Below are 23,590 nucleotides of genomic sequence, written 5' to 3'. Positions count from 1 at the left end.
CCCGCCCGGCGCACCCGAAGCACCCGGCTCACCCCGCGGCCCGGTCGGACCAGGCTTCGGCGACACCAGCGGCACCCCACCAAGCTGCTCCACCTGCTGCGTAAGCGCCTCGTTGTCGTGCTGCAGGTCCCGAACCGATTGCCACGCCCACACCGCCAGCGCGACCACCGCGACCGCCAGCACGACCACGCCCACGTTCCGGCGCACACTCCGCACCCGCTCAACCATGGCTACTTGCCCGATCCGGCCTTGAGCTGGAACAAGATCGTCGCCAGAAACAGCAGCACGGGGAACAGCCCGGTGTAGATGGCCTGCCGCCAGCTCGTGCCGCGGTTGACCATCTGCGTCTTGATGTCCGCGACGTCGCGCTTGCGGTCGTCCTCTTCGTCCTCGTCGGCCTTCTCGCGGGCAACCCGCTCCGCTTCAAGAGCGGCCTGCCACGCCATCCGCGCGGCTTCATCCGCTGCCCGCCGGGCCGCTTTCTCCTCAATGAGCGCGGCCCGCAGATCATTGATGGTCCGCTCATGCTCGGCGCGGTCCCGCGCGTACAGGTCGGTGGGTACGGCCCGCTGCGCGAGATCTCGTTGGGTCTCTTCGAGCCGTTCGAGACGAAATCTGGTTGCGTCATCAGGCATCGTCACCCCCGCTCGCACACCTCACGAGCTCAGGACGCGTCCGACGCCGACGTCACCGACCCACTGGAGAAGTCCGCCACGCCCGCGGTATAGCCCCCGTACCGGCAGTCGTTCCCATACCGCTGAATCCCGCTGGCGGAATCCTCGACCCACAGGCCGTAGCGGGCGTCATGCCCGGACGCCCGCCGGCGGATCGTGTTCCCGATGACCCGGACGTAGCCGGAGTCCGCGACCCGCACACCGCCGAAGGTGTTGTTCGCGCTCTGGCCCGAGCCGACGACGTCGTTGTCGCGCAGGTTGATCTGCGTGCAGCCGTGGTCGACCGAGATGCCGTTGCCGCCGGAGTCGAACACCTGGTTCCCGTGAACCTCGACGTAGCGGGAGTTGTAGTCGACGACGATGCCGTCCCCTGCGGACCCGTCGACCTGGTTGCCGGTGATGACGGCGCGGTCCCACCAGTAGGTGCGGATCGCGCACCAGCTCGGCGCGTCGAACACGCAGTTCGCGACGCGGATGTTGCGGTGCCAGGTGGACGGTGCGGTGTGCGTGCCGATGCCGCGCGGCCACGCCTCGGTCCCGTCCGCGCCGCCGCCCCCAAACCGGCAGGAGCGGATCTCGACACCGTCGCAGATGGTGCCGTCGTAGGGGGCGGTCCCGGTGGACGGGCCGATCGCCCCGTCGAGTTGGATCGCCTCGGAGAAGTTCCGGTCGCCGTCGTGCCGGAACCCGCGGAACTTGCAGTTGTCGACCAGCACCGACCGCGACGAGTTGATCTCCAGTGCGTGCCAGCCCGGCGTGTTCTGCACGATGAGGTCCCGGATGGTGACGTCCTCGCAGTGCGCCACCGTGATCCCGCACGCGTACGACGCTGCGCGACGCCGTTCACATCCCAGACGCCTCCCTCGATCGTGATGCCGCCGTGGCCGCTGTACCCTTCGGGGCCGCGCGGGTCGACATTCGAGATCAGCCCGTCCGTCGGCCCGGCCCGCAACATCACCGCCCCCGGGTTCACCGTCAGGCGCGTCCGCCGCCAGATCCGCAAGCTCCCGGACGCGATCGCGTACACCCCGGGCGGGACGTACACGTGGGCGCCGGTATTCAGCGCGTCCTGGATCGCCTGCCGGTCGTCGGTCACGCCGTTGCCGGTGGCGCCGTAGTCCTTGACGCTGATCATCAAATCTCCTCAGAGCGCCATCACGCCGACGCTGCGGTCATAGAAAGTGCCGGTCCCCGCGCCGGTGCGGTACTTCATGGTCCAGGTGTTACTTCCGGCGGTGAGGTCGTCGTACAGATGCACCACGCTCGAACGCATCGCCTGGCTCGCACCGAGCCCGTCCGTATACAGGTCCACCTCAGCGTCCGCCGCGCGGGTCGTCGCGCCCGAGATCGCCAGAGCGACCTGCGTGACCGCGCCCGCAGCGCTGCATTGCATCTGCGCGGAGAACCAGATCAGCGCCATGGTGCTAGTAACGGCGGTGACGGTCGGGCCGATCGTCGTCCCGGTCAGGTCGGTGAAGCTGCTCGACGTGGTGGAGCCGCCGTCGGTATTCGTGCCCTGCCGAACGACCCGCTCCACCAGGCTGTTCGCCCCGGCCGTCACCAGCAGCCGCCCCGCGGCCGTGGCCTTCGCCGGGCCGGTCTCCAGCAGGTTGTCGCGCGTGTTGGTGTTGTACTGCGCGGCCGTGTAGGCCGCCCCCGCAACCGCCGTCATCGGGCTCGACCAAGCCATCAGTGCACTCCGTGATCGTGGTTCTCAGCCAGCAACTCATCCACGCTTTGGCCGGTCGGGATCCCCGTCGCGACCGCCAACGCATGCCCGCGAGGGAACCAGTTCCGCGTATGCGGAACCGGCCGCCGGTCCAGCACGGCGCTGATCGCCCCCGCCTCCGCCGGCCAGCTGATCGGGCACCGGTAGCGGCAGCATGAGCACACGAACTCCGCATACGGCGCGCCCCGCGTCCCCGCGACGCCCCGGTCGCGCGGGTGCTTGCCCGTGACGAACTCGGCGTTCCCGCACCCCGACGGACAGTCCGCGATCCACTCGCCGCTGTAGACGTACGCCCACACGAAGTTCAGCGGCGTCGCGATCTCCAGCGTCCGCGTCCCCCGCTGCATCAGGTCCAGCGCAACCGCCTGCGCGACCTGCCGGCCGATCTCCTGCTCCCGGCGCGCCAACTCCCCGCGCAGCAACTCCACCTCACCCACAGGACCCCCTCACGTTGCGAACACGCCGTCGCCGAACCCGCGCCCGTCCTCGTCGAAGATCATGAGCGTCTCCGGATCGGACAGGCCGTTCGTGGCGAACACGCCGTTGTCGAACCCGTAGTCGGGGTCGTCGAACCGGAACACGTTGTCGGCCTGCTCGACGGCGCGTTCCAGCCCGAAGTCGGTCTCGAGCGACAGGCCGTTCGCCTCAACCCGCTGGTCGATGCTCTCGATGTGGAAGTCGTGGTCAACGCATGTCTCCGCCTCGACCACGTGGACGCGGTCGGACAGGGCCCGGATGAGCTGCTGCGCGAGCCGCGGCGTCATGGCGTGTGTCATCGACTGCAGCTTGATCGTCACGATGGGGCGGCGCTGCGCAGACGCGGCCAGCACCAGCGTGGCGACGGCGGTCGCGTCATGCACACCCGCCCACGGCACCTCATAGTCCAGCGACCGCTTCCCGTACTGCGCGATCGACTCCGCGTCCTCCAGAAGGATCGTGTACGTCCGCGCCGTCGCGACCGCCTGCGCCTGAATGGACAGGTTCGACACGATCGCGCCCGACGCCCCAGCCGTGAGCTGCAGCGTCAACGTCTGCCCGGAGTCCACGGTCAGCGAGTGGGAGACGCTGCCGGTCTGCACCCCGTAGATCGCGAACGGCCTCACCACCGGGCTCGTGAGCGTCGGCCGGATTACCCGGACCTCATCGGCTCCGAGCTGGATGAGGGACTCTTCCTGCCACACCTCATCCGGCAGCGCGGCCGGGTCCTTCTCCTCGACCTTCACGCTCACGGAGTTGACGATGTCGCCCCACCCGTGGTCATAGGTGAGCGCCATCATGTACAGCGGATCCGTGGGCTGGTCGGTGAACGTGGCGTAGGAGCGCGTCGCGCGCGGCGACAGGATGCGGTGGTGCCGGTCGCGGAACACGATCCGCCCGAGCTCATCGGACGTGAGCATCGCGGGCGGGCCCTCCGCCCGCACCAGATCCTGGATGGCCTCGAACGCGTCCGCGTCCTCCACCCACCACCACCGGGCCGTCGTCGCGCCCGGGTCGAGGTCCCGCAGGTGGGACGGCCACCCGATCGCGTCCAGCACGTACCCGATCGCGGTGCCCGTCCGCACACCCTGATGCAGGCGCGTCGTGGCCTTCGCGCCGCGGAGCTTCGCGACCGCGTCCAGCAGCGTGAACGCGACCGACCGTTCTTTCGGTGCGGGTTTGAGGTCGTAGTCGTCGACGAACCCCTGCAGCATCGTCGCCACGGACTCGTCCGGCGCGACCCGCACATCCCACGCGTACCAGGCATCCCCGGCGGTGGGGTTCGCGGACTGCCACGCCCACACCGACGCGAACGCCGCCTCATCCGGAGCCGTGAAGCTCCACGCCACCTCGGTCCACTCACCAGCCGGGACCGCCACCGCGGCACCAACCGACGACCCGAGGAACACCTCCGAGGAGTCCGACCAGTTGATCAGAACCCGAATGTCGTCCCACCCGCCCGGGCTGTAGGCCCACAGCGACGCCGAATACCCCGCCCGCGGCGTCACCGGAACCAACCCCGACCCGCCACCGCACGCAGGGTTCCCGCCGTCCGGGGTGATCAGCATCGACCCGACCCCGTCCGGGTGCACCTGCGCCGTGGAGTGCGCGACCGTGCACAGGTGCCCGGTCCAGCCCGCCACCGTCGTGTCGAAGGTGGGGTTCTCGTTCAGCGACGTGCTGCCCGACGTCGCACGGATCCGCACCGACCGCCCCGGCAGAAGCTTCCCCACCAGCGGCGACGCGAGGTTGTCGGGCGAGTAGTCCCGCGACGCGTTATCGATCTCGAAATCGCCCGCCCCGGCCGCCATCGGCGACAACTCGCGGGTCTGGTCCCGGCCGTACTGCGCGGTGAGGCCACCTCGGGCGAGGACCCGCGCGGTCACATCATCCGCAGAGGTGAACCCGTCGCCGTCCCAGTCGATCGCGACACCCCAGTTGACCTTGGTGGTGAACCCGGTGCCCGTCCCCGACCCAACCGCGCCGCCCGTCCCGGTCCCGTACCCGGACTTGGTTCCGGTCCCAGCCGCCGCAGCCGACGTCGCGGACCCCGAACCGGTCCCGGCCGTCGACTTGCTGCCGGTGCTCGTCCCCGCCCCAGTCGCCGAACCCGACCCGGTCCCCTCACGAGACGTGCCACCGTCAGCGGGGGTGAGTGTGATCGTCCACGTGAGCACGTTGTTCGTCGAGACGCCGTTCGACCATGCGGGCGGGGTGACGTTCGTCCCCGCGCCCCGCGCCACCGCGAGGCCGTCGTCCGCAGCCGCCGCCGACGTCGACCCGCCGCCCCCGGCCGGGGTGGGGTTCGCGCGTTCGGTGTAGCCGGTCGGGGGCGTGTAGTTCGGGCTGGAGTCGGTGAACCGCTCCATGATGAACGTCGTGGCGGGGGCGTTCGCGGCGACGGTGGTCACCTGCGGGTTCGCGTGCGTTGTGCCCGCGACCGTCTCCTGCCGGGACGCCCACGCGTCGATCGGGGTGGTGGTGGACACGCCCCGGTACACGACGATGATCGCCGTCTGCTTGTTGATGACCGACTGCGTCAACGCGAGCGGCGACGACTCGGACCCGGTGCACACCCGGTAGTAGATGCGGCCTTCCTGCGTGCCGCCGGACGTCGCGACCCGAGCAGCGCGAGCGGCAGCGGGTCCGTCCACGTCGCGCCGTCGTCACCGTTCCACGCGAGAATCGCGAGGTCACCCGACTGGATCCCGGGCGGCCAGTTGATGTTGAGGGTGCCGGTCGACGCGGTCGCGGACGTTGCGGCGACGAAGGAAACCACGAGGGGCCTAGCTGAGCGTGTAGTCGGCGTCGGTCAGCGTGTAGTCGCCCTGGGAGCCGTACGATTCCGGCGCGGACAGGGATCCGCCGAACAGGAACGTCCCACCCGAGGAGGCCGACCAGACACCCCAGTGGGTGATCGTCGTCCCGCTTGGCACGTCGAAGTTGGGTGCGTTCGACGAGTCGAGGTTCCCGGCCGACGCCGCGTTCCACGTGATCGCCTGCCGCGCGTAGGCAGGGGATCCGCCGGTCACCTCGGATGCGCCCGTGCTGCCGGGGTCGGCGGTGTGCAGCGACGCATAGTCGGCGTCGACCGCGACGGCGTCCAGCATCGTGGTCGCCGCGGTGGTGCTCAGCGCCATCAGAGCCGCCCCTGCTTGCGGAGGTCAGCCAGCGCACCAGCAAGCCACTGTTCCAGCTCGGCGAGCGGCAGAACGTCCCCGCCCACATGCACGTGGACGACCTCGGGCGCCCGGCGCCGTTGGGCTCTCGCCCGGATCCATCGCAGCATCAGATTCGCCCCCGCTTCTTGAGGTCGTTCATCGACTTGGTCAACCAGTCCTGCAACTCCAAGCGGCTGCCGATGACGCCGTGGTTGTGGAGCTCCACCACCAACCGACCCGACCGTCCGCCAAGGGCTGCGCCGTCCCCACCCGCGACCGGCATCGGCGACGCCCGCCGCAGCGGCGACACCATCGCCTGCCCCACCTGACCCGCGTTGATCGCCTCGATCAGGCCCGGGTACTTCGCCGCCTGGCCCTTGCTCACCACGTACTCGTCACGGGTCGCGGCGATGAGGTTGGTGTCGCGGCCAGGGCGCCCTCGCACCCACCCGCCGGACCCGTACGCCGGGATCCGCGGCCGGACCGGGCTCACGCTGCTGGATGGGTCGCCGGTCAGCCCGAGCGTCGCAGCGAGGTCAACCTCACGGCGGGACGCGCCCGGCTGCAGCGCCTCCCGCGCAAGCCGAGCCTCCGCCGGGGTGACCGCGCCACCGGCCGCCATCCGCAACCCGTACTGGCGGGTGAACATGGGGTGATTCGCGCCGCGCGCGCCGCCACCGACACGCACACCCACGCTGCCGGACGACTCCACCGGCACGCCGTTTAGCGTGCCGGCCATGTGACCAACACCGGCGTCGGTCACACCGACCATGAACGGCGACTGCAAGCCCCGCACGAACCCGTCCGGCCCACCACTTGCGCCGAACGAGTGGGTGGTGTGGCGCCGCTGATGAGGGTTCCGCCGCTGAATCACGTTCGTGATCGCCGAAGTCCAGCCGGAGCAGTCGTACCCGGCCGGGCCGACCCCGCCCCACAGGTACGGTTTCCCGACCTGCGTCCGCGCCCACGCCATCGCGGCCCCGCCGGACGCCATGTACTTCTTCCACGACGCCGCCATCGACCGGATAATCCCGGTGATGAACCCCGCGTAGCCGCGGTTGATCGGCGACATCACATCGTCGACCACCGCGCGCGTCGACCCGCCCCGGTCCAAGCTGACGCGCCCGCCCGCCGCGTACCCCTGCAGCTGCCCCGCCCGCGCCATCGCCCGCAGCCGGTACACCGCGTCATGGCCGCCGACCGCGTCGACCTCTTCGGGCGTCCACACGTGCTCGTCGACACGCAGCAGCGCAGGCACCGAGTCGTACGCCCGGCTCGATTCCGGACCCAACGACGGAATGGGGCCGCCTCGGGCGCGCGGCACTAGATGCGCCGGCCCACCCGTCGTCGCACCCGGCATGCTCCGCCAGTTCGACCAGTAGCCCTTGGCGTTGATGTCGACGTTCGTGGACACCTTCTTCGGGATCTTGTTGAGCTCTTTCCACAGAGCCTCGGCGCGGCCCTCGCTGATGTGCATCGACCGGGCGGTCTTCAGGAACGCTTCCTTCGACACGTTCGTCGCACGCGTCGCGTTGCCCGTCGACTTCGCGAGCTGGTCGACCTGCGCCCGCGCGGCCTTGTTGTTCCCGGCCAGCGCGTACAGGACCGGGAGCGCTTCGCGGATCCGCTGGTTGTAGACCGTCTGCGCGCCGCGAGCCCCGTCCGTGCGGAGCGTCTGGATGCGGGCCTGCTCCGCCGACGTTCGCACCTGCGTGATGAATGACCCCAGCGCCCCGGTCCCGGCGTTCGTCGCGCCGCGCAGCTTGGTGTAGGCGAGCCACAGCTCCTCAGCCCGCGTCTTCGACCCGAACATCGCCGTGGCCTGCGCGATGAACGTTGCCTTGCTGACGTTGAGGGCGCCGGTGTTGATCCCGAGCGAAGTGGCGAGCGCGTCCACCTGCGCCTTCGCCTGCCGGTTCCCGCCCGCGAGCGCATACAGCAGCGGCAGCTGCTCCGACACCGCAGCGCGCGCCTCGTCCATGCTCTTGGTCTTCGCGAACGTCGCATCCGCCAGGTCCCGGACGCTCGACAACTGGTTCGCGAACGACTGCTGCAGCTGCAGCGACGACGCGGTGTTGCCGTCCATGCGGCCCTTGGCATCGTCGAACTGCTCGCCCAGGTCCCGGTACCCCTGCCTGAGCTGCGTCGTCACCTGGTACATGCGCAGGCTCGGGTTGAACGCGGCGTCGAGCGCGGCGGTCAGCGCGTTGACGCGGTCCTCCAGCGACAGGGCCTCGTTCGATGCCCGCTCCAGCGACAGGCCGATCGCCTTCGTCGGGTCGTTCGCCTGCTCGACCGCGAGCTTGTACCGGTTGATCTTCTGCGACGCCTCGAACGTCAACCGGCCGTTCTTGTCGACGGCCTCCGACAGATCCACACCGGTCGCGGTCGCGAGCTCGATCGCCTCGTCGGTGGTGATCCCGTACGTGTGCGCCAGCTCTTCGGACGCCTGGGTGATGTTCCGTACGGCTTCTGCGCCTGGTCCAGCTTCCCCCGGTACGCCAAGACTTCCTTACCGGTCTTGACGGTGACTTCGTTGTTGGCGTCCATCTCCTGCCGGGCGCGCCGCTCCGCGTCCTGCAACCGCGGGAGCAGATCCCCGACGAGCCGCTGATAGCCGGTGAGGTTGTTCCCGACCGCGCGGTGCTGCCGCTGCAGCGAGTCCGTCAACTTGTCCGACTCGCTGGACGCCTGCCCCGCGTTCGACGCCCACAGGAACAGCGCCGCCGCCCCGGCAACCCACAGCGCCGGGCCCAGCGCGGACACCACACCCAGCGCACGCGTCGCGACCGTCGCACCGCGCGTCTCCGCCGCATACGTCCGCATCCGCGTGGACAGGTTCCCCACCCCGGCGACCAGGCCCAGGACCGGGGCGCGCAGCAGCAGCGCCGTGACCGCGAACTGCGCGAACAAAGGGTTCACTTGCGCGAGGCTATTGACCATCCCCAGCGCGCCGTTCGCCACCTCCAGGACACTGATCCCGACCGGCGTGATGTCGGTCGCCAACCGCAGGGCGAGCGATCCTGTGGTCGTCGCGGCGGTCCCGAGCTGGTCCAGCGCCCGCGGCGCCTGCGCACCCATCGAGTCCAAGAACGCCCGCATCTGCGGGCCGGTCGCGAACCCACCGAGCCGGTCCAAGAACCTTTGGACGTCCACCGACGTTTCGTTCGCCAGATCCGACAGCATCGGCAACAGATCCGCGCCCACCCGCAGGACCGTGTTGAACGCGCCCATCGCCTCCGGCTCGAACGACCTCGCGAGCGCGAGGTAGTCGTCCTTGAGGTTCTGCACCTCAACCGCCGCGCCACGCTGCAACGGGGACAGGCTGGACCAGTTCGCGGCAAGATCTTCCTGCGCAGCGACGACCTTGTAGATGCTCGGGGCCGCCATCACCCCGAACGCACCCATCGCCGCCGCAGCCGACAACTCAGCCGCCGCCAGCGCCCCCGCCCCGGCCACCAGCGACGTGATCGCACGCTCACGCGTCATGAGCGCCCGCGTCGACTGCTGCGTCGAGCGAGTGTTGCGGTCGGTCTGCTCGGTCTGCTGGCGGGTCTGATCCGTCTGCCGCTGCGTCGACCGCCGGTTCCGCTCGGTCTCCTGCGTCTGCTGCCGCGTCTGCTCGGTCTGCTGCTCGGTCTGCCGGTTCGACTCCTGCTGCTGCCGCGTCAACTGCTCTTGCGTCTGCATGAGCCGCTGCAGGGCCTGTTCCAGCCGCTCCGCCCCGGAGGCGGCGCGGGTGAAGCCGCCGCCGCGCTGCCGGGACACCTGCTGCATCTGGTCGTGGAGTTGCTCGGTGGCGTTCTTGGCGGCGCGCATCGCCGCGATGTAGCCGGTGACGTCGGCGCGAAGTCTCGCGCTCACGGTGCGGTCCGCGATGACGGTCACCCCCTCAGGTGGTGTCGGGCATCGCCCAACCCGCGTGGTTGTGATCGTCATCGCGCCACGTGCGCCGTACCGGGAACCGCAGCGCGTGCAGGTTCTTGTCCTCGGCGTAACGCTTCTGCCGGGCCGCGAGGGCCTTACAGCCTTGGCATGCGACCGGGAGCCCGGCCTCGTACCCGCCGAACGCCTCCGGCTTGGTGGTCTCCGACAGGGGCTGTCCGCAACCGGTGCAGGTGTCGGCCTCGATGTCGAGCAGCGCCGTGGCCCACGCTCGTTCGGTGTCGTCCCACTCTGCCTCAACCTCAGTGACCGACCGGACGAGGCGGTCACCGTCGTACTCGTACGTAGTTACCCGGCGAGGCTCCCAGCCGAGGAACCGCCGCCGCGAGACGCCCCACGCTCGGGCGGCTTCGATTTCGGCGCGGGCCGGGCCAGAATCGCGGACGCGAGCCCGGATTTTGGGACGTTCACCGAGCCGCGGTTCAGCGCGAGCGCGGCGCCGTACAGCTCCAGCATCTGCCCCTCGGTGAGGACCTCGAAGAGCTGGTCGACCTGCTGTTCGGTCATCACCGGGTCCAGGCACGACGCCGCGATCAGCACCGTCGGGAACGTCGCGTTGTTCACCCCGAACTGCGTATCGGCGGCGTTGTCCTCACGCGGCGGATGCTCTTCGAGAAGATCACGCCACTTCTTCCGAGGCAGGGCACGCAGCCGGAACGTGTGCGTGTGGTCCTGCATCGTCTGCCGGAGATCCTCGATCTGCTCGGCGATCTCCCGGGCCTGACCGCCCGCCGCGAGGCTGTCGTCGCGCTCCTCGGCTTCGCGGGCTTCGGCCAGATCCGTCTCCAGCCGCTCGAACTCGACGGCCAGATCTCCCCGCAGGCAGATCGGCACCCCGGTTTCGGGAAGCTTCGCCCCCGCGAGGAGCTTCTCGAAGTCGGCCATTACGCAGCCACGCTCGCTTCCGTGTCCGGGGCCTCGTGGTTGAACAGCCGCTGCTGGACGGTCTGCGGCTCGTTCAGCGCCGGGGGCTGTCGCATGTAGCTCCCGACACGGACGGGGTACACCTCGACCTCGTCGGACGCGGCCCACGCGGTGGTGTGCGCCTTGTTCCGGCGAACGCACAGGTACCCCAGCGTGCCGGGAACGAGCGTGGTGAACGCCACGTCGTCGGCGGTCAGCGCCTTCCGCTTGTAGGTGAGGGTGATCTCGTACTTCGTCGTGCCAGCGTCTTCGGTTTCGGCGACGGAGGCGAGGGCGGTGTTGTCGACCGGGGTCTGCTCGGCGGAGATCTCGAGGCCCTCCTTGGTGATGTACTCCTGGAGGTCGGTGCCGCCGTTGAGTTCGGTGGCGGTGGGTGCGGCGATGTTCGCGACGGTGAGGACGAAGCTCACCTTGACGTTGCCGTCGCCGAGGAGGTCAGCAGCCATGCGGGATCACGCTCCTTACTTGTCGTTGGCCGCGCGGCTGCGGCTCTTCGTGGCGGGCTTGGCGTCCGAGGGCTCCTCGGGCGGGGCGGGCGGCGCGTCGTCGGCCGGGACCTCGCCGGGCGCGGGCTGCTCCTCGGCGTCGGGGACGGGCTCCCAGGCCGGCCAGCGCCGCAGGCCCCGGCGCGCGATCATGTGCGTCTGGCTGTGGTCGGACTTCAGGCGGCACAGCACGAACTCGATGCTCATCAGCGATCAGATCCTCAGGGCAGCGAACGTCACGGACGTGGTCGCCGACCAGGTGATCGACGCGAGCCCCGAATCGTCGGGATCCCCGTACACCGCCAGCAGCGGAATCGCCGACGTCGCACCCGCCGCCACGCTGACGGTCTTGTCCGGGTTGTCGACGCCGTAGCTGGTGGTGCCGACCCCGCCGATCGTCACGGTCAGCGAGGACCCGCCGCCGTTCTCCACAAGGAGGAACGTGCGGTCGGCGGCTCGGACCTTGTCGCCGCCGGACGAGGCGGTGGAGGTGGTGACGGCGGTCCCGTCTCGGGTGATCGCCGCCACGGCAACGGTGGCCATACGGGCTCCTTCCAGGGGTGTTCGGGCATGCGGGCGGGCCCGCGCGGCGGCGGGACAGCAGTGGGGTGCGGCTATTCGGGCTGGGTGCGCCAGCCGAGCTGCAGCACGACGTAATGCACCGGCGGCGCCGCGGTGTCGTCACGCTCGGCCGGGCGGTCCAGGAGGAGCTGCCCCCGGTAGGAGGCACGGTCCGGCACGGTGAGGGTCTGGTTCACCAAGGCCGCCTTGGCGAGGTCCGCGACGGTCTCAGCGGCATCCTGGGACGCGCCGACGCACGTGAGCTGGCAGGTGTAGTCCAGGTACTCGACCGGCTCCGCGACCGTGCCGTCGACCGTGCCGCCGCCCGGGTACAGCACCACGTACGGGATGTGGGGCGAGTGGCCTTCCTGCCCCTGCCACCCAGACGCGGGCGGCTGGATGCCGCGGCCGACGGCCAGCCCGATGCTCTCAAGGGCGGCCTTGACGGCGGTGGTGTGCGGGGCGGCGGCCGCGACCGTCGTCACAGGATGTTCCCGACGATCTGCCCGAACGCCGTGACGGCGAGGTCGGCTTGCTGGTCGAACACCGGGAGCAGGTACGGCTGCGGCGACATCCGGGACGTGCCGAACTCGACGAAATGCGCGTAGTTCGCCGTGGGCCCCGCTTCGAAACCGAGCCCGTCGGGGTCGAAGTCGACGCCGATGCTGGAGCGAAGGTGCCCGGTGTCGACCGGGCAGATCGCCTGCGCGCCGCGGACGGTGTCGAACCCGACCTTCCGCACGACGGCCCCGGCGCGCGCGTCGATGGTGTCGGCGGCGTCGTCCAGCGACTGGATGAGCGCCTCCACCTGCGACAGGTCTGTGAAGCGGGCATTCACTGCTCAACCACCCTGCCTTCGACCTCTTCGGCGAGCATCGTCCGCTGCCACTGCTCCGACTCGTACTCCAGACCTGTCACCGCGAACGTCCGGCCGGCCAGCCGCGGGTCGACCGCGGAGGTGACGGTGATGACGTCTCCGATGTGGATCTCGGGGACGTCCCATGGCACCGACACCATGTAGTCGCGGCGGGTCATCTGCGTCTGCTCCGCGGACACGCGCGGGTTCCGCTCGAACGACGGGGCGATCACCATGCACGGGCCCGTGTAGACGGTGGTGGCGGCGGGCGGCGTCCACGTTCCGTCTGCGCCGACCGTGCCGTCCCCGTCGGTGCGGGTGATGCGGCACGTCGCGGTCATCGCGCCGGTCGCGGTCGGACGGTGATGCGCGGACCAGTTCGGGTGGATGACGCGGGTGTTGGGGAGCGGCATCAGCTCTCCCATTCGGCGAGTTCGTGCGCGGACCAGCGGGTGTGCGGGTCCACGAAGTCAACGATGTCCAGGCCCCCACCGATCGCGGGGTCTTCGTCGTCGGCCTGCTGCCGCAGCATCGCGGCGCGCTTCATCAGCGCGTCAGCGACCTTCGCGCCGTCGGTGGACAGGTCTTGGACCTGCAGCACCTTCGACACCATCGCCTCACTGGACGCGATGGTCTCCAACGCGAGCGCGGCGGCCTTCTTCACGCTGCTGCCTTCGAGCGCGAGGAACCCGGAGATGTCGGCGTCGGTGAACAGCAGGAGCGCCGGGTCCTTGTCCGGGATCAGCAGCCGCACCTGCCCGACCGTGGTGGCCGGGTCGAGGGTCGGCGCCGGACCCACGGTCGGGGACGGCCGAACCTCGAACGTGCCCTCCTCCGCGGACTCCACCGTGCCGGTCGCTTCGAGCCGGTACGCGTGCGTCCCCGCGCCGACCGGCTCGTACGTCGCCCGGTAGGTGCCCGACCCCGACTCGTGCGCGATCGTCGCCGCTGCGGTCGTCTCGTCGGGGAGGGTGATCGTGCCGGTGACGGTCGCATCCGTGACGGCCGCGCCGTCCAGGTCGGTGAGCGCCCACTCGACCACGACCGTCTTCCCGATCCAATACACCTCGGTCATCTGAGGTTCACCTCCGATCCGTAGCTGGTGACGGTTGCGTCGGGCCGTTCGGCGAGCTCCGCGGCGGGGTAGCCGGTCAACGTCACGGTGCCGCGCCCTGCGGGAGGTTCGCCGCCGCCCGCCGCGACCACGTCCGCGAGGGTGAGCGCGTCGGCAACCGACCGGCCGGCCGTGAACGTCCGGCCCGCAGCGTCGGCCAGGACGAGACCGTCCGCTGCCGCGCCGGCCAAGGCAAGCACCCGGCCGGGAGAGTCAGTGAGGGTGACCGGGTCCGCGGCGGTGACGGTCTGCCCTGTGGCGCCGGACGCCGCGTCGCCCAGGGCGAACTCGTCGGTGGCGGCACGCTGCCCCGCGGTAGCGCGGGACGCAGCATCGGTCAGGGCCAGCGCATCGACAGCGCCACGGTCGGCGGTGAGAACGCGCGCGACGGCATCGTCGAGCGTCAGCATGTCGGAGGCGGACACCATCTGCCCGGACGTCGCAGCGACCGCCTCGGCGATGCCGAGCCCATCGACGGCGGCGCGGGCAGCCACGGTGACGCGCGCGGCCGCATCGTCGAGGTCGAGCAGGTCGGCGTTCGTACCGTCCCCAGGGATCAGACGGTCGTCACCGACCCGCGCGAGATTGAGCGCCCGGGCGGCGGCATCGGCGAAGGCGAGCCCGTCAGCGGCGGTCACGTTGTGGCCGGTGGTCGGGACTGCCGCGTCCGCCAGGTCGAGGGCGTCCGCCGCAGCGCGGACTCCAGCCGTGACCTGCGTGGCCGTGTCGACAACGGTGAACGCTTCGACAGTGGCACGGGCCCGAGTGACGACCGCTACCGCCCCGTCACCCAGGCTCAGGCTGCCGGTAGCGGCACGGCTGCTGCTGCTGGTTCGGGTGGCGGCGTCGGCCCCGGCAAGGGAATCGGCCGCCGCCCGGGTCACCGACGAGGTTGCACGGACCGCAGCATCAGCAAGAGCGACCGTGTCGGTAGCGTCCACAGCGACCGGCCCGCCGCCGCCTTCCGGGCCGATGGGCCCCTCGTCGCTGAACGCGACGCTCTCAAGGGCGAAACTCCACGTCTCCGACGACAGCATCCCCATCCGCTGCCGCGTGACCGCGGAGGCGGTGCCGGTGTTGATGCTGCTCGTGGACAGGGTGTCAGCCGGGGTGGTCGACTCCGGATCCGTGTACAGCGTGGCCTGCACACTGCCGGTGCCGAGCCCCGTAGTGACGGTCCACTCGATCCGCACCCACGTGTCCACGGGAATCGCAACCGTGCCGTTCCCGGCGAACGTCCCCGTCCCGTACAGCAGCCCCAGCCTGCCGTTGCTGTTGACGCGGACGGTAATGACGGTCGCGGTCCCGGCCAGATGGCGGACGATGTTGATGTTGTCGGGCGGCAGGCTGCCGATCTTCAGGTAGACGCGGCCCCACGTGGTGGTGCCGGACACCAGCGACGTCCACGCGAAGTACGGGTCGTCATCAGCGACCGTGGTGATCTGGCAGGCGACCGTCCCGTGCAGGGCACCGCTGCTGTAGGTGATCGTGGACGAGCTGGGGTCGACTTCGTTGAACGCGTCCCCGGACAGGCCACCGGAGTTCGCGACGGTGACGGCCGTGCCGGGCGTCCCTCCCTCGAAGGTGTTCTCGAGGACCGCCACGCCTCAGCCGCCCCGCCAGATCAGGACACGGTGATGGTGTCGGTGATCGTGACGGCGTCGCCGGACGCGGACAGCGTCGCGGTCGCGTCGAGGAGCGTCTCGTTCGTCATCGTCCCCGACGTCGACGCGTTGAAGATCCCGATCTTCGCGATCGTCACCGGCAGGCTGTCGGAGCCGTTCGCGGTGAACGTCTTCGACAACGTGGCGGTGGCCTGCCCCGACGTGTGCGCGTACGTCGCCTGCGCCCGCAGCAGCCCACCGCCCACCGTCGTGATCTCCCCGGTGAGGGTCGTGTTCGTCGCCGCCGGAGCCGTGCTGTCCGCCGTCACCGCCATGTAGTTCGACGCGGCGGGCTGCGCGCCCGTGCCGTACACGCACGCCAGCGCGTGGTCACGGCCGCCGTTCGTCAGCACCGTTCAGCCCTCCTGCGGTTCGGGGTCGCGGATCTCACAGCCGTAATGGTCCGCGAGGAGCTCCGCCATCAGCGGGTTCGTGGACGCGACCCACGCCGGGTCCCCGTCGGAGTGCCAGTTCCACACGCCGCCCGGCGCAGTGATCGCCGTGAGGACCTCACCCAACTTCAGACCGGTCGGTGGGACCACGGTCGTGCACCGGCGTCCTTCCGGCAGGACGGTCCGCACCTCACGGCCCGCCTCATCGCGATGCACCTCGACCGCGTCCCGGTTCCCGAGGTACACCACCATCTGCTCACTCATCACCCTCACCCACGGTCGTCTGCTGGGTCGTCTTGCGGGTCGTGGTCTTACGGCGGGAGCGGGCCGGACGCCCCGGGGTCGTGACGCCCGGCCCTTCACCCGCCGGGCTCCGCACGGCCGCGCCAGACCGCACAGCGGCGGGCTCCCGCAACTCCACCTGCCCGGTCGGGGGCCCGGGGGGCTCAGGCTGCTGCGGGAACCGGGCCAGGAGCTCCCCCAGCCGGTCGTACACGGCGGCCAGGTACAGCTCCGTCGCGGTGCCGGGCGGGGGGAGGCTCCTGCCGTCAGACATCGGTCACTGACCGGGCGACGCGACCGCGGACTTCGGGTCCATCAGCGTCCCGCCGATGGTGTGCCTTATCTTCCATTCCGTGCTGTCGGAGTCGAAGTCGCCGTCCTCCGGGTTCACCAGGCCGCCGCCGACGCGCGTGGCGTTCGGCGACTTCTGGAAAAGCTCCGGGGTCTCGTGCCCGATGAGGAACCCGACCTCCATCGCCGGACGGCCGACGCCGGGGTTCGCGAACAGGTACCAGGCGGTGGACCCGACGGTGCCGGTCGTGGTGACGAGTGGAGCCACGGGTTCACCACCAGGGACACGTCGTTCCGCATCCAGTTGGTGGTGCGGAGCTGGTCGTTGCCGGTGCCGTCGCCGCCGCCGGTCGCGGCGAGGATCTCGGTGGCGTTGAGGATGTTCATCGCCGTGACCTTGAGCGCGGGCGGGACGACGAGCACGGCCGACTCGATGTAGATCGGCGCGCCGTCGTCGTCGACCTGGCTCGCGAGGAGCGTGTACGCGTCCTGCAGGCTGCTGATGGACAGCGCCGACGACGCACCCGCGGTGACCAGGTTCGCGTTCCCCGCGGAGAAGAACGTCGAGTCCGGGCCCGTCGCGGACGCGTACAGGTCGGTGACGAACCGCTCCTCGGTGCGGCGCGCCGCGTTCCCGAGCCGGTCGGGGATGGACGCGAACGCATCCAGGTCGTCGTTGATCAGGTCTTCCCAGGACAGGGCGACCCGGCGGCCGTACTTCCCGACCGAGTAGGTGTAGACCCCGTCGGTCAGGGATGCGGCCGGGTACTCCGTCAGCTCCTTGACGCGGCCGAGGGTCGCTTCCGCGCCGTCGAGGGTGTACCGGCGGACCTGTCGGAAGTCGCGGACCCGGCCGCGCTTGGCGATGCTGGTCCACTGCACCGGCATGGACTGGTAGCGGGCGAGGATCTGCCGGTCGAGGATGTCCCCGAACAGGTTCGAGAAGTCCGACGTGGACATGTTCTCCGCGAACTGCAGGCCCGCGTACCGGTCACCGGCGATGACCCGCTGGTACAGGTTCGCGACCTCCAGCAGACCCCGCCGGTAGGCCGGGGACTCGCCCCGGCCCCGGTTGGCGCGGGCACGACCGGACACGCTCCGGCCCTCACCCTCGTACAGCGCGGCCTCCGACGCCTTCGAGGCGTCGACCTGGCCGACGGATCCGAGGACGTCCAGCGGCCCCGGAGCGGCATTCGTGACAGTCATTCTGTTGGCTCCTAGTAGCCGATGCGGACCTGGATCGTGGACGTGGCGCCGGACGTGACGGCCTCCATCGCGATGCCGTACCGGACCCCGGACGTGTTGACGTTCAGGACGGGGGTCGCGGCGGAGTCGTAGTACACGACGTCACCGGCGGCGACCGCGGCACCCGCGGTGCCGTTGTGCGCGATCACCGACAGTTCGGCGACGCCCTCGAACTGCACCGACGTGGTGCCGTCGGAGTGCTCGCTGGTGAGCGCGACGCCCGGCAGCTGACCGAACAGCACCGGGTCCCCCGACGCCGGGGTGGCCGGCTGCGTGCAGACGACGGCGAGGCGGTCGCCGTCGTTGTAGACGATGTTGGTCGCCATTGGTTAGCGTCCCTTCGCGGCGATGTCGGCCACCGTGTCGGGCAGCCCGATGGACTTGAACACGTCACCGAGCCCGGCCTGCAGGTCGGCCTCGGACATCTCGTCGGCGGAGCCGGACGACCCGAGCCCGCGGACCGAGCCGATGCCGTTCTCCTCGGCGAACCGCGCGAGGTAGCGGCGCTCCTTCTCGATCGCCGCGCGGATGTTGGTGACGAGCGCGGCCTCGTCGAGCGCGCCGTCGTCGTTCAGCGGCACGTTGTCGCCGGTGACGGCCTCGACGACCTCGGAGTGCGCGACCTTCGGCAGCGTCGACTCGGCGAGGACCTCCAGCGCCTTGGCGCGCGCGGCGTCGTTCGCGCGGAGCCGCAGGTTCTCCCGCTTGGCCTCGTCGAGCTGGGTCTTGGTGGTCTCCAGCTCGCGGGCGTTCTCGCCGAACTGCGCGACCTTCAGTTCGGCCTCGGCGAGGCGGGACTTCAGGTCGGTGTTCTCGCCGCGGAGCCGGTCGGCCTCGCTGACCTCCCGCGTCCCGGTGGGGGCGCCGCCCTGCGGCGCGCCCTGGATTCCGGTGTCTCCGGACATGGAGACTCCTTCCTTGGTGGGCTTGGCCGGCGGCGCCGGCACGGTGGTTTCCGCCATGGCGGCGGACGTTCTGTCTTCCCGGTCGTCCGGGTCGTCGTCGGGCTCGTCGGGGTCGTCGTGCAGGTCCCGCTTGTACAGTTGCGGCTGCTCGGCCTCGACCCGCGTGACGAACGCGTTGAGGGCGTCACCGATCGCAGAGGAGAGGGCGATGCGCTCGTCGCGGGTGAGGCGGCCCTCGCCGCGCATGTGGTCGGTCATCTCGGTGAACGCCAGGTGCAGGCGGGACTCCAGCCAGCTCCCGATGTTGCGGGCCTCCGCCACGTCGCGGGCGGATTCGAGGACCTCGACGATCGCGCCGCCGCGCCCGGCGCGGGTCACGAAGTCCACGCTGATGCCCTCGGTCAGCGACGTGATGACCATCCGGTTCTGGCCCTCGACCTCGCCCGGTTCGGCGGTGCCGTGCGCGCGGATGGACACGCCGATGTGGTCGGCCTGGTCGCGAAGGAGCTCCTGGAACGGCGCGAACACGCGGGCCTCCGCCCACAGCGCACCGTCCTGGAAGAACGCGTCTTGGGTGAGGACACCGGCGAGGTCCCGCACCGAACGTTCGGGCCGGTCCTCCGCCTCGGAACGGGACGGGTGATCCGTGAACATGTGTGTGCCCGCCCCGAAGACGCGCCGTTCGGCCGCCTCGCGGAGAGTCTCCGCCGGGTACCAGCCCGACGAGCCCTGGCCCTCGTCGATCAGCTTGATCCGCATCCGCGCACCCGACTTGGCGCGGGCCTCCGTCAGGAGCGTGGTCTCACCGACCGCGACGGGCCCGGCCTCGGACAGCGCAGTATCGGTCGTCATCGGTTCGCCTCCCTTATCCGTGGTGGATCGAGGCGACCGCGCCCGTACCGGTCAGCGTCACGTGGATCCCCGACGCGCACTGAATCCCGGGCGCCCCGAAGTCCAGCACCTGCGACGCCCCGGTCGCGGCCTTGAGGGTGAGGAGGACGTCCCCGGACGCGCCGTCACGCAGCTCCAGCGCCGCGACCGCGGCATCGGCGGTGAGGACCAGCCCGCGGATCCGGGACACCCCGGTGGTGACGGCGCCGGTCGCGTTGATCTGCTGCAGAGCACTCACGGCCGGGCCCTCACTCGCCGGCGCGGCGCTGCAGGTCGACGGCCGCCGCCATCAGCCCCTCGACCGCGCGGGACACGTCCCCGGTCGCCATCGGGAGCCGCCGCACCCCGCCCGCGACGCGCGCCTCACCGGGCCGCGGCATCATCTCCTGCTGCAGTTCGAGAACCTTGCCGTTGACGGCCTCGACCTGGGCGCGGATCGTGTCGGCGGCGGCGCGGGCCTCGTCGGCGAGGGCGGCGGCGCGGTCGGTGTACGTCTGCTCGGTCTTCGCCGCGGGCTTGCTCGCGGACATCTTGGGGCCGGTGTTCTTCCCGGTCTCGGTATCGCGTCGGTGGGCTGGTCGCCCTCGGGCTTGTCGGTCGCCTTGCTCGCGGCCCGCCTGCTCGTGGCCATGTCGTCTCCCCTTCCGGGTCGGTTTGTCGGAGGTGGGCCGTACGCTGCCCGGATGGCAATCAGCGAAGAGGAGCAGAAGCTCCGAGAAGAAGCACGGAAGGCGATCCTCCAGTCGGCGAAAGGTCTGGCCGAGAAGGTGCCGAACCTCTCCGCGACCGCGCCCGACAACCTGCGGGCTGCTGCAGAGGCGTACGCGATCGTCGTCGGGGACGACGAGGACGAAGACGAGCCGGACGCGGGCGGGACGTACTAACCCGCCGCAGGAAGATCCCTGACCGGGGTGGTGACGTACGACGGGCGCCACCCCGGGTTCTCCCGCCGCCGCGCAAGGTCGCCCCAGCCGATGGCGCCCGAGTTCAGCCGGGCGAGCCGCGCCGGGCCCATGATCTGCAACTGCTCATCGGGCGGCAGCGACTGGAACGCCGCCTGCGCGTCCGGGATGGCGTCGTCGGGCTCATCAAGGTCGAAGCCCAGCGCCGCCCACGACAAGGTGCGCGGTGACCTACTGCATCGACACTGCGGATGCCCTTGGGGGCCGGGCTCGTCCAGCGCGTGCTCAGTCCCGTGCATCACCCAACAAGCCGGACACGTCCGACCGTCGTCTAGCGTGGCCAACCAGGTCCATCCCGCCAGCACATCCCGGTGGGCGTCCTGCGTCGCAGCCGCAGCCTGGCGATAACTGTCGAGCACCTCAGTGCGGGCGATGGTGACGGCGCGGGTGAGGCCCCCGTTGAACGCACCCTCCACTCTGTCCACCATCGCCCGCGCCGTCTCCCGCGGGTTCCGGCCGCGCTTCACGCCGCGCACCAGCTCGAACCGCATCGCCATGTCCGCGTCCCTGCCGAGCGGCCGCGTCAGCACGGTGATGCGCTGCTGCACGCGCTTGTCGATCGCGTCGATCGCCCGCTGATGGAACCCGCCCGGCCCGCCAACCATGTTGGAGACCGTCCCGGGGTCCAGGCCGGGCGGGAGCTGCGACACAATCTGCTCAACCTGATCCGCCGGGGCCTGCTCAACCGCGGCCTGCGCAACGGCTGAGATCTCAGCGGCGGCGAGCCCAGCGAGCGCATCAAGGAGCTGCGCGGCGGTGGACAGGGCTTCCTGCAGCGCGGCGTCGCGTTCGATCGCACGGCGCGACGGCCACTCGTCGGCGTCGCCGATGAGATCCTCGACCGCGGACGTGATCCGGGGCTCGACCTCGTCCCACGCGGCGGCCCATCGGCCGGTGAGGATGCGTACGGCGACGTCGATAAGACTCGTAACGGCGGTGATCGCGGCGCGGGCGAGACCGAGGGTAACGTCCGTAATCGCCATCCGAATCTCCCCCCGATCAGGGCCGGGCGGGGTTACCGTCACGGCATGGACCACGACCTTCACGCCGTTGCCGTCGCCCTCACCGGCCTGATCCAGGCATTCGAAGCCCACGCCGACGCCAACCCTCAACTGGGAGACTCGCTGCGCGGCTACGCCGCCGAGATCCGAGACCACCGCGACTCGGTACTGCGGCGCCTGGGCATCACGCCCGGCACGCCGCTGGACGACCACGGCGGGGCCAGCGAATGGGCCGCAGCAATCGGGACTCTGAGGTGGGGCAACCACGCCTGGCCAGACCAGCCGACCCGGGGGAAGTGGCTCAGCGTCGAGCAGGCGAACGAGGCTCCGTAGCGCCGCCTGCTTCGGGCTCCGGTTCGGGGTCACCGCCCGTCAACGCGGCAGGGTCCTCACCGCGGCGGAACGCGTCCACCGCGGCCTGCCCCACACCACCGGCAGCGCCGCCGGGCGGGAGGAACTCGCCGCGCGAGTCGGTCAGCATCTCCACCACCGACTCCACATCCGACACACCGAGCGCCTCCAGCAGCAGACGCGCCACCACCAGCGGCGGCAGATACGCCGTCGAGTCCGCCTTCACGATCGCCTCCACGACCTTCGTCGTGTCGACGTCATCAATGTCCGGCCACGAAATGTTCACCTCGTCCGACACACCACCGGCGAGCTCCACGACCTCACGGCCATCCGCGTCGACCGTGATGGTCCCGTCGAGGGGGCCGTCCACCGCGCGGACGGCCTCACGGATCACATGCCGGTAAATCGCCTTGCGGGTCGCGGTCCACACCTTGCGGCGCAGGTCCATCGTCCGCTCGGTCGGCGTGTCGAGGGTTTCGGCGGTCGCCCTGTTGCCGGTGACGCCGGGGTCGGCGAGCAGCATCGTGACCGGCACGTCGAGCGCGGCGGCGGCCATCGCGGCGAGCGGACGGCCGGACTCAGAGTCGATGGTCGCGCCGGTCTTCGGGACCGCTTCGAGGGCCATGTCCGGCGGAAGCATCGCCGTCGCACCGGCATGCCGGGACTCGCCGGTGAGCGGGTCACGGCCGGGCGCCGCGGCAAGCTTGGCTTTCGCGGCGGCCTGCTTGGATCCCTTCGAGGTGAGTTTCCACGCGAACCTGGCCAGCGCCCGCACGAGGGTGGCCCAGTCGCCGAGGAAGTCCTTGTACGCGTGCGCCCAATCCACCGCCGCATACGAGTCCGGGACACCCCACTGCCAGTGGAGATGCCCGCCCACTTTGACGTGGTAGACCGGCGCGTCCCAGAACACCTTCGTCGGGCCCGAGTCACCGAAGCGGGCATAGTTCACCGTCGCCGGACGACCCCGGCTCCGGGACATCTCGTAGTAGGCGAGCGACGGGTAGTACGCCGACTCCCGCCGCTGAATCACCGCACCCGTCCGCACATCGACCTGGTCCGCCCACCACTCACGGCGGTACAGCCACGGCTCGGATTGGTCGTCCGGGTTGCTGATCGTGTCGGTGATCTCGTCCCACGGCAACGTCCGCGCCCGAACGCGGCCGGTCCGCGGGCTGGTGAACAGCGCAACGAACACGTTCCCGTCCGTGCCGAGCGCCCGCTCCAACTCCTCCGACGCCTGCGCCCCCGTGAACGTGGCCTCGTTGTCATCGTCGAACGCCTGAATGACCTCGTTCACCTTCGCGTCGCGGGCGGACACGTCCACGCCGGCGCCCCACACGTACGCCTGCCGCAACCCGAGCCCACGGCGTATGAGGGGGTTCTTGAGCGCCATGATCCGGCACACCGCCGTGATCTGTCTGAGGCCATCGCGGGAGAACTCCTGATCCGCCTGCGCCGTCAGCCGCTGCCAGCCGGGCTCCAGCATCCGGTTCTCAAGGTCGCTGATGGTCTCTTCGAGATGGACGCGGGTCTGCCGTTCGGCGACGACCTGCTCCGCGAGTTCGGTGCGGCCCGTCGCCCGATACCAGCTCTCCTGCACCGCCTCTTGGAGACGCACGAGCACACTCACGACCGCACCCCCTTAGTACGGGCTGATGTCAACCCGAACGTCCTCGTCCA

30 protein-coding genes and 1 pseudogene are annotated in these 23,590 nt (G+C 70.5%); 1 reads left to right on the top strand and 30 read right to left on the bottom strand.

The window, feature by feature from the left end; genetic code table 11:
• From BJF79_RS62195 to BJF79_RS29860, 28 genes and pseudogenes are all read right to left on the bottom strand, one after another.
• On the bottom strand, positions 1-189 hold a 189-nt coding region (locus tag BJF79_RS62195; protein ID WP_262402745.1), incomplete at its 3' end, for a hypothetical protein.
• Positions 190-230: 41 nt separating this feature from the next.
• Positions 231-635 (bottom strand): hypothetical protein, encoded by a 405-nt coding sequence (locus BJF79_RS29985; protein WP_143220386.1) that lies wholly within the window; start codon positions 633-635, stop codon positions 231-233.
• Positions 636-664: 29 nt separating this feature from the next.
• The gene (locus tag BJF79_RS29980) at positions 665-1,480 is read right to left on the bottom strand and encodes a right-handed parallel beta-helix repeat-containing protein (protein WP_075902446.1); all 816 of its coding nucleotides are present in this window, start codon (positions 1,478-1,480) and stop codon (positions 665-667) included.
• Positions 1,481-1,740: 260 nt separating this feature from the next.
• A pseudogene (locus BJF79_RS67445) lies at positions 1,741-1,809 on the bottom strand (glycosyl hydrolase family 28-related protein); the annotation flags it as partial.
• Positions 1,810-1,818: 9 nt separating this feature from the next.
• Positions 1,819-2,346 carry a hypothetical protein gene (locus BJF79_RS29970; RefSeq protein WP_075902444.1) on the bottom strand — a complete coding sequence of 176 codons (528 nt, stop codon included), beginning with the start codon at positions 2,344-2,346 and terminating at the stop codon, positions 1,819-1,821.
• Positions 2,347-2,363: 17 nt separating this feature from the next.
• On the bottom strand, positions 2,364-2,840 hold the full coding sequence (locus tag BJF79_RS29965) for a hypothetical protein (RefSeq protein WP_075902442.1): 477 nt from the start codon (positions 2,838-2,840) through the stop codon (positions 2,364-2,366).
• Positions 2,841-2,849: 9 nt separating this feature from the next.
• Positions 2,850-5,534 (bottom strand): hypothetical protein, encoded by a 2,685-nt coding sequence (locus BJF79_RS29960; protein WP_075902440.1) that lies wholly within the window; start codon positions 5,532-5,534, stop codon positions 2,850-2,852.
• 132 nt (positions 5,535-5,666) lie between these two features.
• Positions 5,667-6,020 carry a hypothetical protein gene (locus BJF79_RS29955; RefSeq protein WP_075902438.1) on the bottom strand — a complete coding sequence of 118 codons (354 nt, stop codon included), beginning with the start codon at positions 6,018-6,020 and terminating at the stop codon, positions 5,667-5,669.
• A complete protein-coding gene (locus BJF79_RS56045) occupies positions 6,020-6,169 on the bottom strand; it encodes a hypothetical protein (protein ID WP_158079338.1) in 150 nt (49 codons plus the stop codon). Before BJF79_RS56045 ends, BJF79_RS29955 begins: the two co-directional genes overlap by 1 nt.
• On the bottom strand, positions 6,169-8,418 hold the full coding sequence (locus BJF79_RS29950) for a hypothetical protein (RefSeq protein WP_075902436.1): 2,250 nt from the start codon (positions 8,416-8,418) through the stop codon (positions 6,169-6,171). The genes BJF79_RS56045 and BJF79_RS29950 overlap by 1 nt, the downstream gene beginning before the upstream one ends.
• Positions 8,379-9,905 carry a hypothetical protein gene (locus BJF79_RS29945; protein WP_143220383.1) on the bottom strand — a complete coding sequence of 509 codons (1,527 nt, stop codon included), beginning with the start codon at positions 9,903-9,905 and terminating at the stop codon, positions 8,379-8,381. Before BJF79_RS29945 ends, BJF79_RS29950 begins: the two co-directional genes overlap by 40 nt.
• A gap of 369 nt (positions 9,906-10,274) precedes the next feature.
• Positions 10,275-10,871, bottom strand: a complete 597-nt coding sequence (locus tag BJF79_RS29940; protein WP_075902432.1) for a hypothetical protein — start codon at positions 10,869-10,871, stop codon at positions 10,275-10,277.
• Positions 10,871-11,356 (bottom strand): hypothetical protein, encoded by a 486-nt coding sequence (locus BJF79_RS29935; RefSeq protein ID WP_075902430.1) that lies wholly within the window; start codon positions 11,354-11,356, stop codon positions 10,871-10,873. Before BJF79_RS29935 ends, BJF79_RS29940 begins: the two co-directional genes overlap by 1 nt.
• Positions 11,357-11,371: 15 nt before the next feature.
• Positions 11,372-11,602 carry a hypothetical protein gene (locus BJF79_RS29930; RefSeq protein ID WP_075902428.1) on the bottom strand — a complete coding sequence of 77 codons (231 nt, stop codon included), beginning with the start codon at positions 11,600-11,602 and terminating at the stop codon, positions 11,372-11,374.
• Between the two features lie 6 nt (positions 11,603-11,608).
• Complete coding sequence (locus BJF79_RS29925; RefSeq protein ID WP_075902426.1) at positions 11,609-11,938, bottom strand: hypothetical protein; 330 nt, start codon at positions 11,936-11,938, stop codon at positions 11,609-11,611.
• Between the two features lie 71 nt (positions 11,939-12,009).
• Entirely contained in the window at positions 12,010-12,441 is a 432-nt protein-coding gene (locus BJF79_RS29920; RefSeq protein WP_075902424.1) for a DUF3168 domain-containing protein, read from the bottom strand.
• Positions 12,438-12,794, bottom strand: coding sequence for an HK97-gp10 family putative phage morphogenesis protein (locus tag BJF79_RS29915; RefSeq protein WP_075902422.1), 357 nt, complete (start codon positions 12,792-12,794; stop codon positions 12,438-12,440). Before BJF79_RS29915 ends, BJF79_RS29920 begins: the two co-directional genes overlap by 4 nt.
• Positions 12,791-13,237 (bottom strand): DUF6093 family protein, encoded by a 447-nt coding sequence (locus BJF79_RS29910; RefSeq protein WP_075902420.1) that lies wholly within the window; start codon positions 13,235-13,237, stop codon positions 12,791-12,793. The genes BJF79_RS29915 and BJF79_RS29910 overlap by 4 nt, the downstream gene beginning before the upstream one ends.
• Positions 13,225-13,887 carry a hypothetical protein gene (locus BJF79_RS29905; RefSeq protein WP_075902418.1) on the bottom strand — a complete coding sequence of 221 codons (663 nt, stop codon included), beginning with the start codon at positions 13,885-13,887 and terminating at the stop codon, positions 13,225-13,227. Before BJF79_RS29905 ends, BJF79_RS29910 begins: the two co-directional genes overlap by 13 nt.
• Entirely contained in the window at positions 13,884-15,530 is a 1,647-nt protein-coding gene (locus tag BJF79_RS29900; protein WP_075902416.1) for a hypothetical protein, read from the bottom strand. The genes BJF79_RS29905 and BJF79_RS29900 overlap by 4 nt, the downstream gene beginning before the upstream one ends.
• Before the next feature lie 20 nt (positions 15,531-15,550).
• A complete protein-coding gene (locus tag BJF79_RS29895; RefSeq protein WP_075902414.1) occupies positions 15,551-15,943 on the bottom strand; it encodes a hypothetical protein in 393 nt (130 codons plus the stop codon).
• Positions 15,944-15,946: 3 nt separating this feature from the next.
• Positions 15,947-16,246 (bottom strand): hypothetical protein, encoded by a 300-nt coding sequence (locus BJF79_RS29890; RefSeq protein ID WP_143220381.1) that lies wholly within the window; start codon positions 16,244-16,246, stop codon positions 15,947-15,949.
• Positions 16,239-16,538, bottom strand: coding sequence for a hypothetical protein (locus BJF79_RS29885; protein WP_075902410.1), 300 nt, complete (start codon positions 16,536-16,538; stop codon positions 16,239-16,241). The genes BJF79_RS29890 and BJF79_RS29885 overlap by 8 nt, the downstream gene beginning before the upstream one ends.
• A 113-nt stretch (positions 16,539-16,651) precedes the next feature.
• Complete coding sequence (locus tag BJF79_RS29880; protein WP_075902408.1) at positions 16,652-17,761, bottom strand: Mu-like prophage major head subunit gpT family protein; 1,110 nt, start codon at positions 17,759-17,761, stop codon at positions 16,652-16,654.
• 11 nt (positions 17,762-17,772) lie between these two features.
• Positions 17,773-18,126, bottom strand: coding sequence for a DUF2190 family protein (locus tag BJF79_RS29875; RefSeq protein WP_075902406.1), 354 nt, complete (start codon positions 18,124-18,126; stop codon positions 17,773-17,775).
• A gap of 3 nt (positions 18,127-18,129) precedes the next feature.
• Positions 18,130-19,557 carry a hypothetical protein gene (locus tag BJF79_RS29870; protein ID WP_075902404.1) on the bottom strand — a complete coding sequence of 476 codons (1,428 nt, stop codon included), beginning with the start codon at positions 19,555-19,557 and terminating at the stop codon, positions 18,130-18,132.
• Positions 19,558-19,570: 13 nt separating this feature from the next.
• Positions 19,571-19,834 (bottom strand): hypothetical protein, encoded by a 264-nt coding sequence (locus BJF79_RS29865; protein ID WP_075902402.1) that lies wholly within the window; start codon positions 19,832-19,834, stop codon positions 19,571-19,573.
• A 10-nt stretch (positions 19,835-19,844) separates the two neighbouring features.
• Positions 19,845-20,126, bottom strand: a complete 282-nt coding sequence (locus tag BJF79_RS29860; protein ID WP_075902400.1) for a hypothetical protein — start codon at positions 20,124-20,126, stop codon at positions 19,845-19,847.
• Between the two features lie 153 nt (positions 20,127-20,279).
• On the opposite strand from BJF79_RS29860, the gene BJF79_RS29855 reads away from it, so the two are divergent.
• Complete coding sequence (locus tag BJF79_RS29855) at positions 20,280-20,480, top strand: hypothetical protein (RefSeq protein WP_075902398.1); 201 nt, start codon at positions 20,280-20,282, stop codon at positions 20,478-20,480.
• Here the strand turns inward: BJF79_RS29855 and BJF79_RS29850 are convergent.
• Complete coding sequence (locus tag BJF79_RS29850; protein WP_143220379.1) at positions 20,477-21,715, bottom strand: phage minor head protein; 1,239 nt, start codon at positions 21,713-21,715, stop codon at positions 20,477-20,479. The genes BJF79_RS29855 and BJF79_RS29850 overlap by 4 nt on opposite strands.
• A gap of 145 nt (positions 21,716-21,860) precedes the next feature.
• Positions 21,861-23,540 (bottom strand): hypothetical protein, encoded by a 1,680-nt coding sequence (locus tag BJF79_RS56040; protein ID WP_158079335.1) that lies wholly within the window; start codon positions 23,538-23,540, stop codon positions 21,861-21,863.
• Positions 23,541-23,590 lie beyond the last annotated feature (50 nt).

It is taken from the genome of Actinomadura sp. CNU-125 (assembly GCF_001942465.1).
In the GTDB taxonomy this organism is placed as follows: Bacteria; Actinomycetota; Actinomycetes; order Streptosporangiales; family Streptosporangiaceae; genus Spirillospora.
This window is presented reverse-complemented; position numbering and strand designations above follow the sequence as displayed.

Bases quoted from the DNA above. Each gene is read 5' to 3' on its own strand.
- BJF79_RS29985 (WP_143220386.1), bottom strand. From the start codon at position 635: ATGCCTGATGACGCAACCAGATTTCGTCTCGAACGGCTCGAAGAGACC.
- BJF79_RS29970 (WP_075902444.1), bottom strand. From the start codon at position 2,346: ATGACGGCGGTTGCGGGGGCGGCCTACACGGCCGCGCAGTACAACACC.
- BJF79_RS29955 (WP_075902438.1), bottom strand. From the start codon at position 6,020: ATGGCGCTGAGCACCACCGCGGCGACCACGATGCTGGACGCCGTCGCG.
- BJF79_RS56045 (WP_158079338.1), bottom strand. From the start codon at position 6,169: ATGCTGCGATGGATCCGGGCGAGAGCCCAACGGCGCCGGGCGCCCGAG.
- BJF79_RS29940 (WP_075902432.1), bottom strand. From the start codon at position 10,871: ATGGCCGACTTCGAGAAGCTCCTCGCGGGGGCGAAGCTTCCCGAAACC.
- BJF79_RS29935 (WP_075902430.1), bottom strand. From the start codon at position 11,356: ATGGCTGCTGACCTCCTCGGCGACGGCAACGTCAAGGTGAGCTTCGTC.
- BJF79_RS29930 (WP_075902428.1), bottom strand. From the start codon at position 11,602: ATGAGCATCGAGTTCGTGCTGTGCCGCCTGAAGTCCGACCACAGCCAG.
- BJF79_RS29925 (WP_075902426.1), bottom strand. From the start codon at position 11,938: ATGGCCACCGTTGCCGTGGCGGCGATCACCCGAGACGGGACCGCCGTC.
- BJF79_RS29910 (WP_075902420.1), bottom strand. From the start codon at position 13,237: ATGGGAGAGCTGATGCCGCTCCCCAACACCCGCGTCATCCACCCGAAC.
- BJF79_RS29905 (WP_075902418.1), bottom strand. From the start codon at position 13,887: ATGACCGAGGTGTATTGGATCGGGAAGACGGTCGTGGTCGAGTGGGCG.
- BJF79_RS29890 (WP_143220381.1), bottom strand. From the start codon at position 16,246: ATGAGTGAGCAGATGGTGGTGTACCTCGGGAACCGGGACGCGGTCGAG.
- BJF79_RS29885 (WP_075902410.1), bottom strand. From the start codon at position 16,538: ATGTCTGACGGCAGGAGCCTCCCCCCGCCCGGCACCGCGACGGAGCTG.
- BJF79_RS29880 (WP_075902408.1), bottom strand. From the start codon at position 17,761: ATGACTGTCACGAATGCCGCTCCGGGGCCGCTGGACGTCCTCGGATCC.
- BJF79_RS29875 (WP_075902406.1), bottom strand. From the start codon at position 18,126: ATGGCGACCAACATCGTCTACAACGACGGCGACCGCCTCGCCGTCGTC.
- BJF79_RS29870 (WP_075902404.1), bottom strand. From the start codon at position 19,557: ATGACGACCGATACTGCGCTGTCCGAGGCCGGGCCCGTCGCGGTCGGT.
- BJF79_RS29860 (WP_075902400.1), bottom strand. From the start codon at position 20,126: ATGTCCGCGAGCAAGCCCGCGGCGAAGACCGAGCAGACGTACACCGAC.
- BJF79_RS29855 (WP_075902398.1), top strand. From the start codon at position 20,280: ATGGCAATCAGCGAAGAGGAGCAGAAGCTCCGAGAAGAAGCACGGAAG.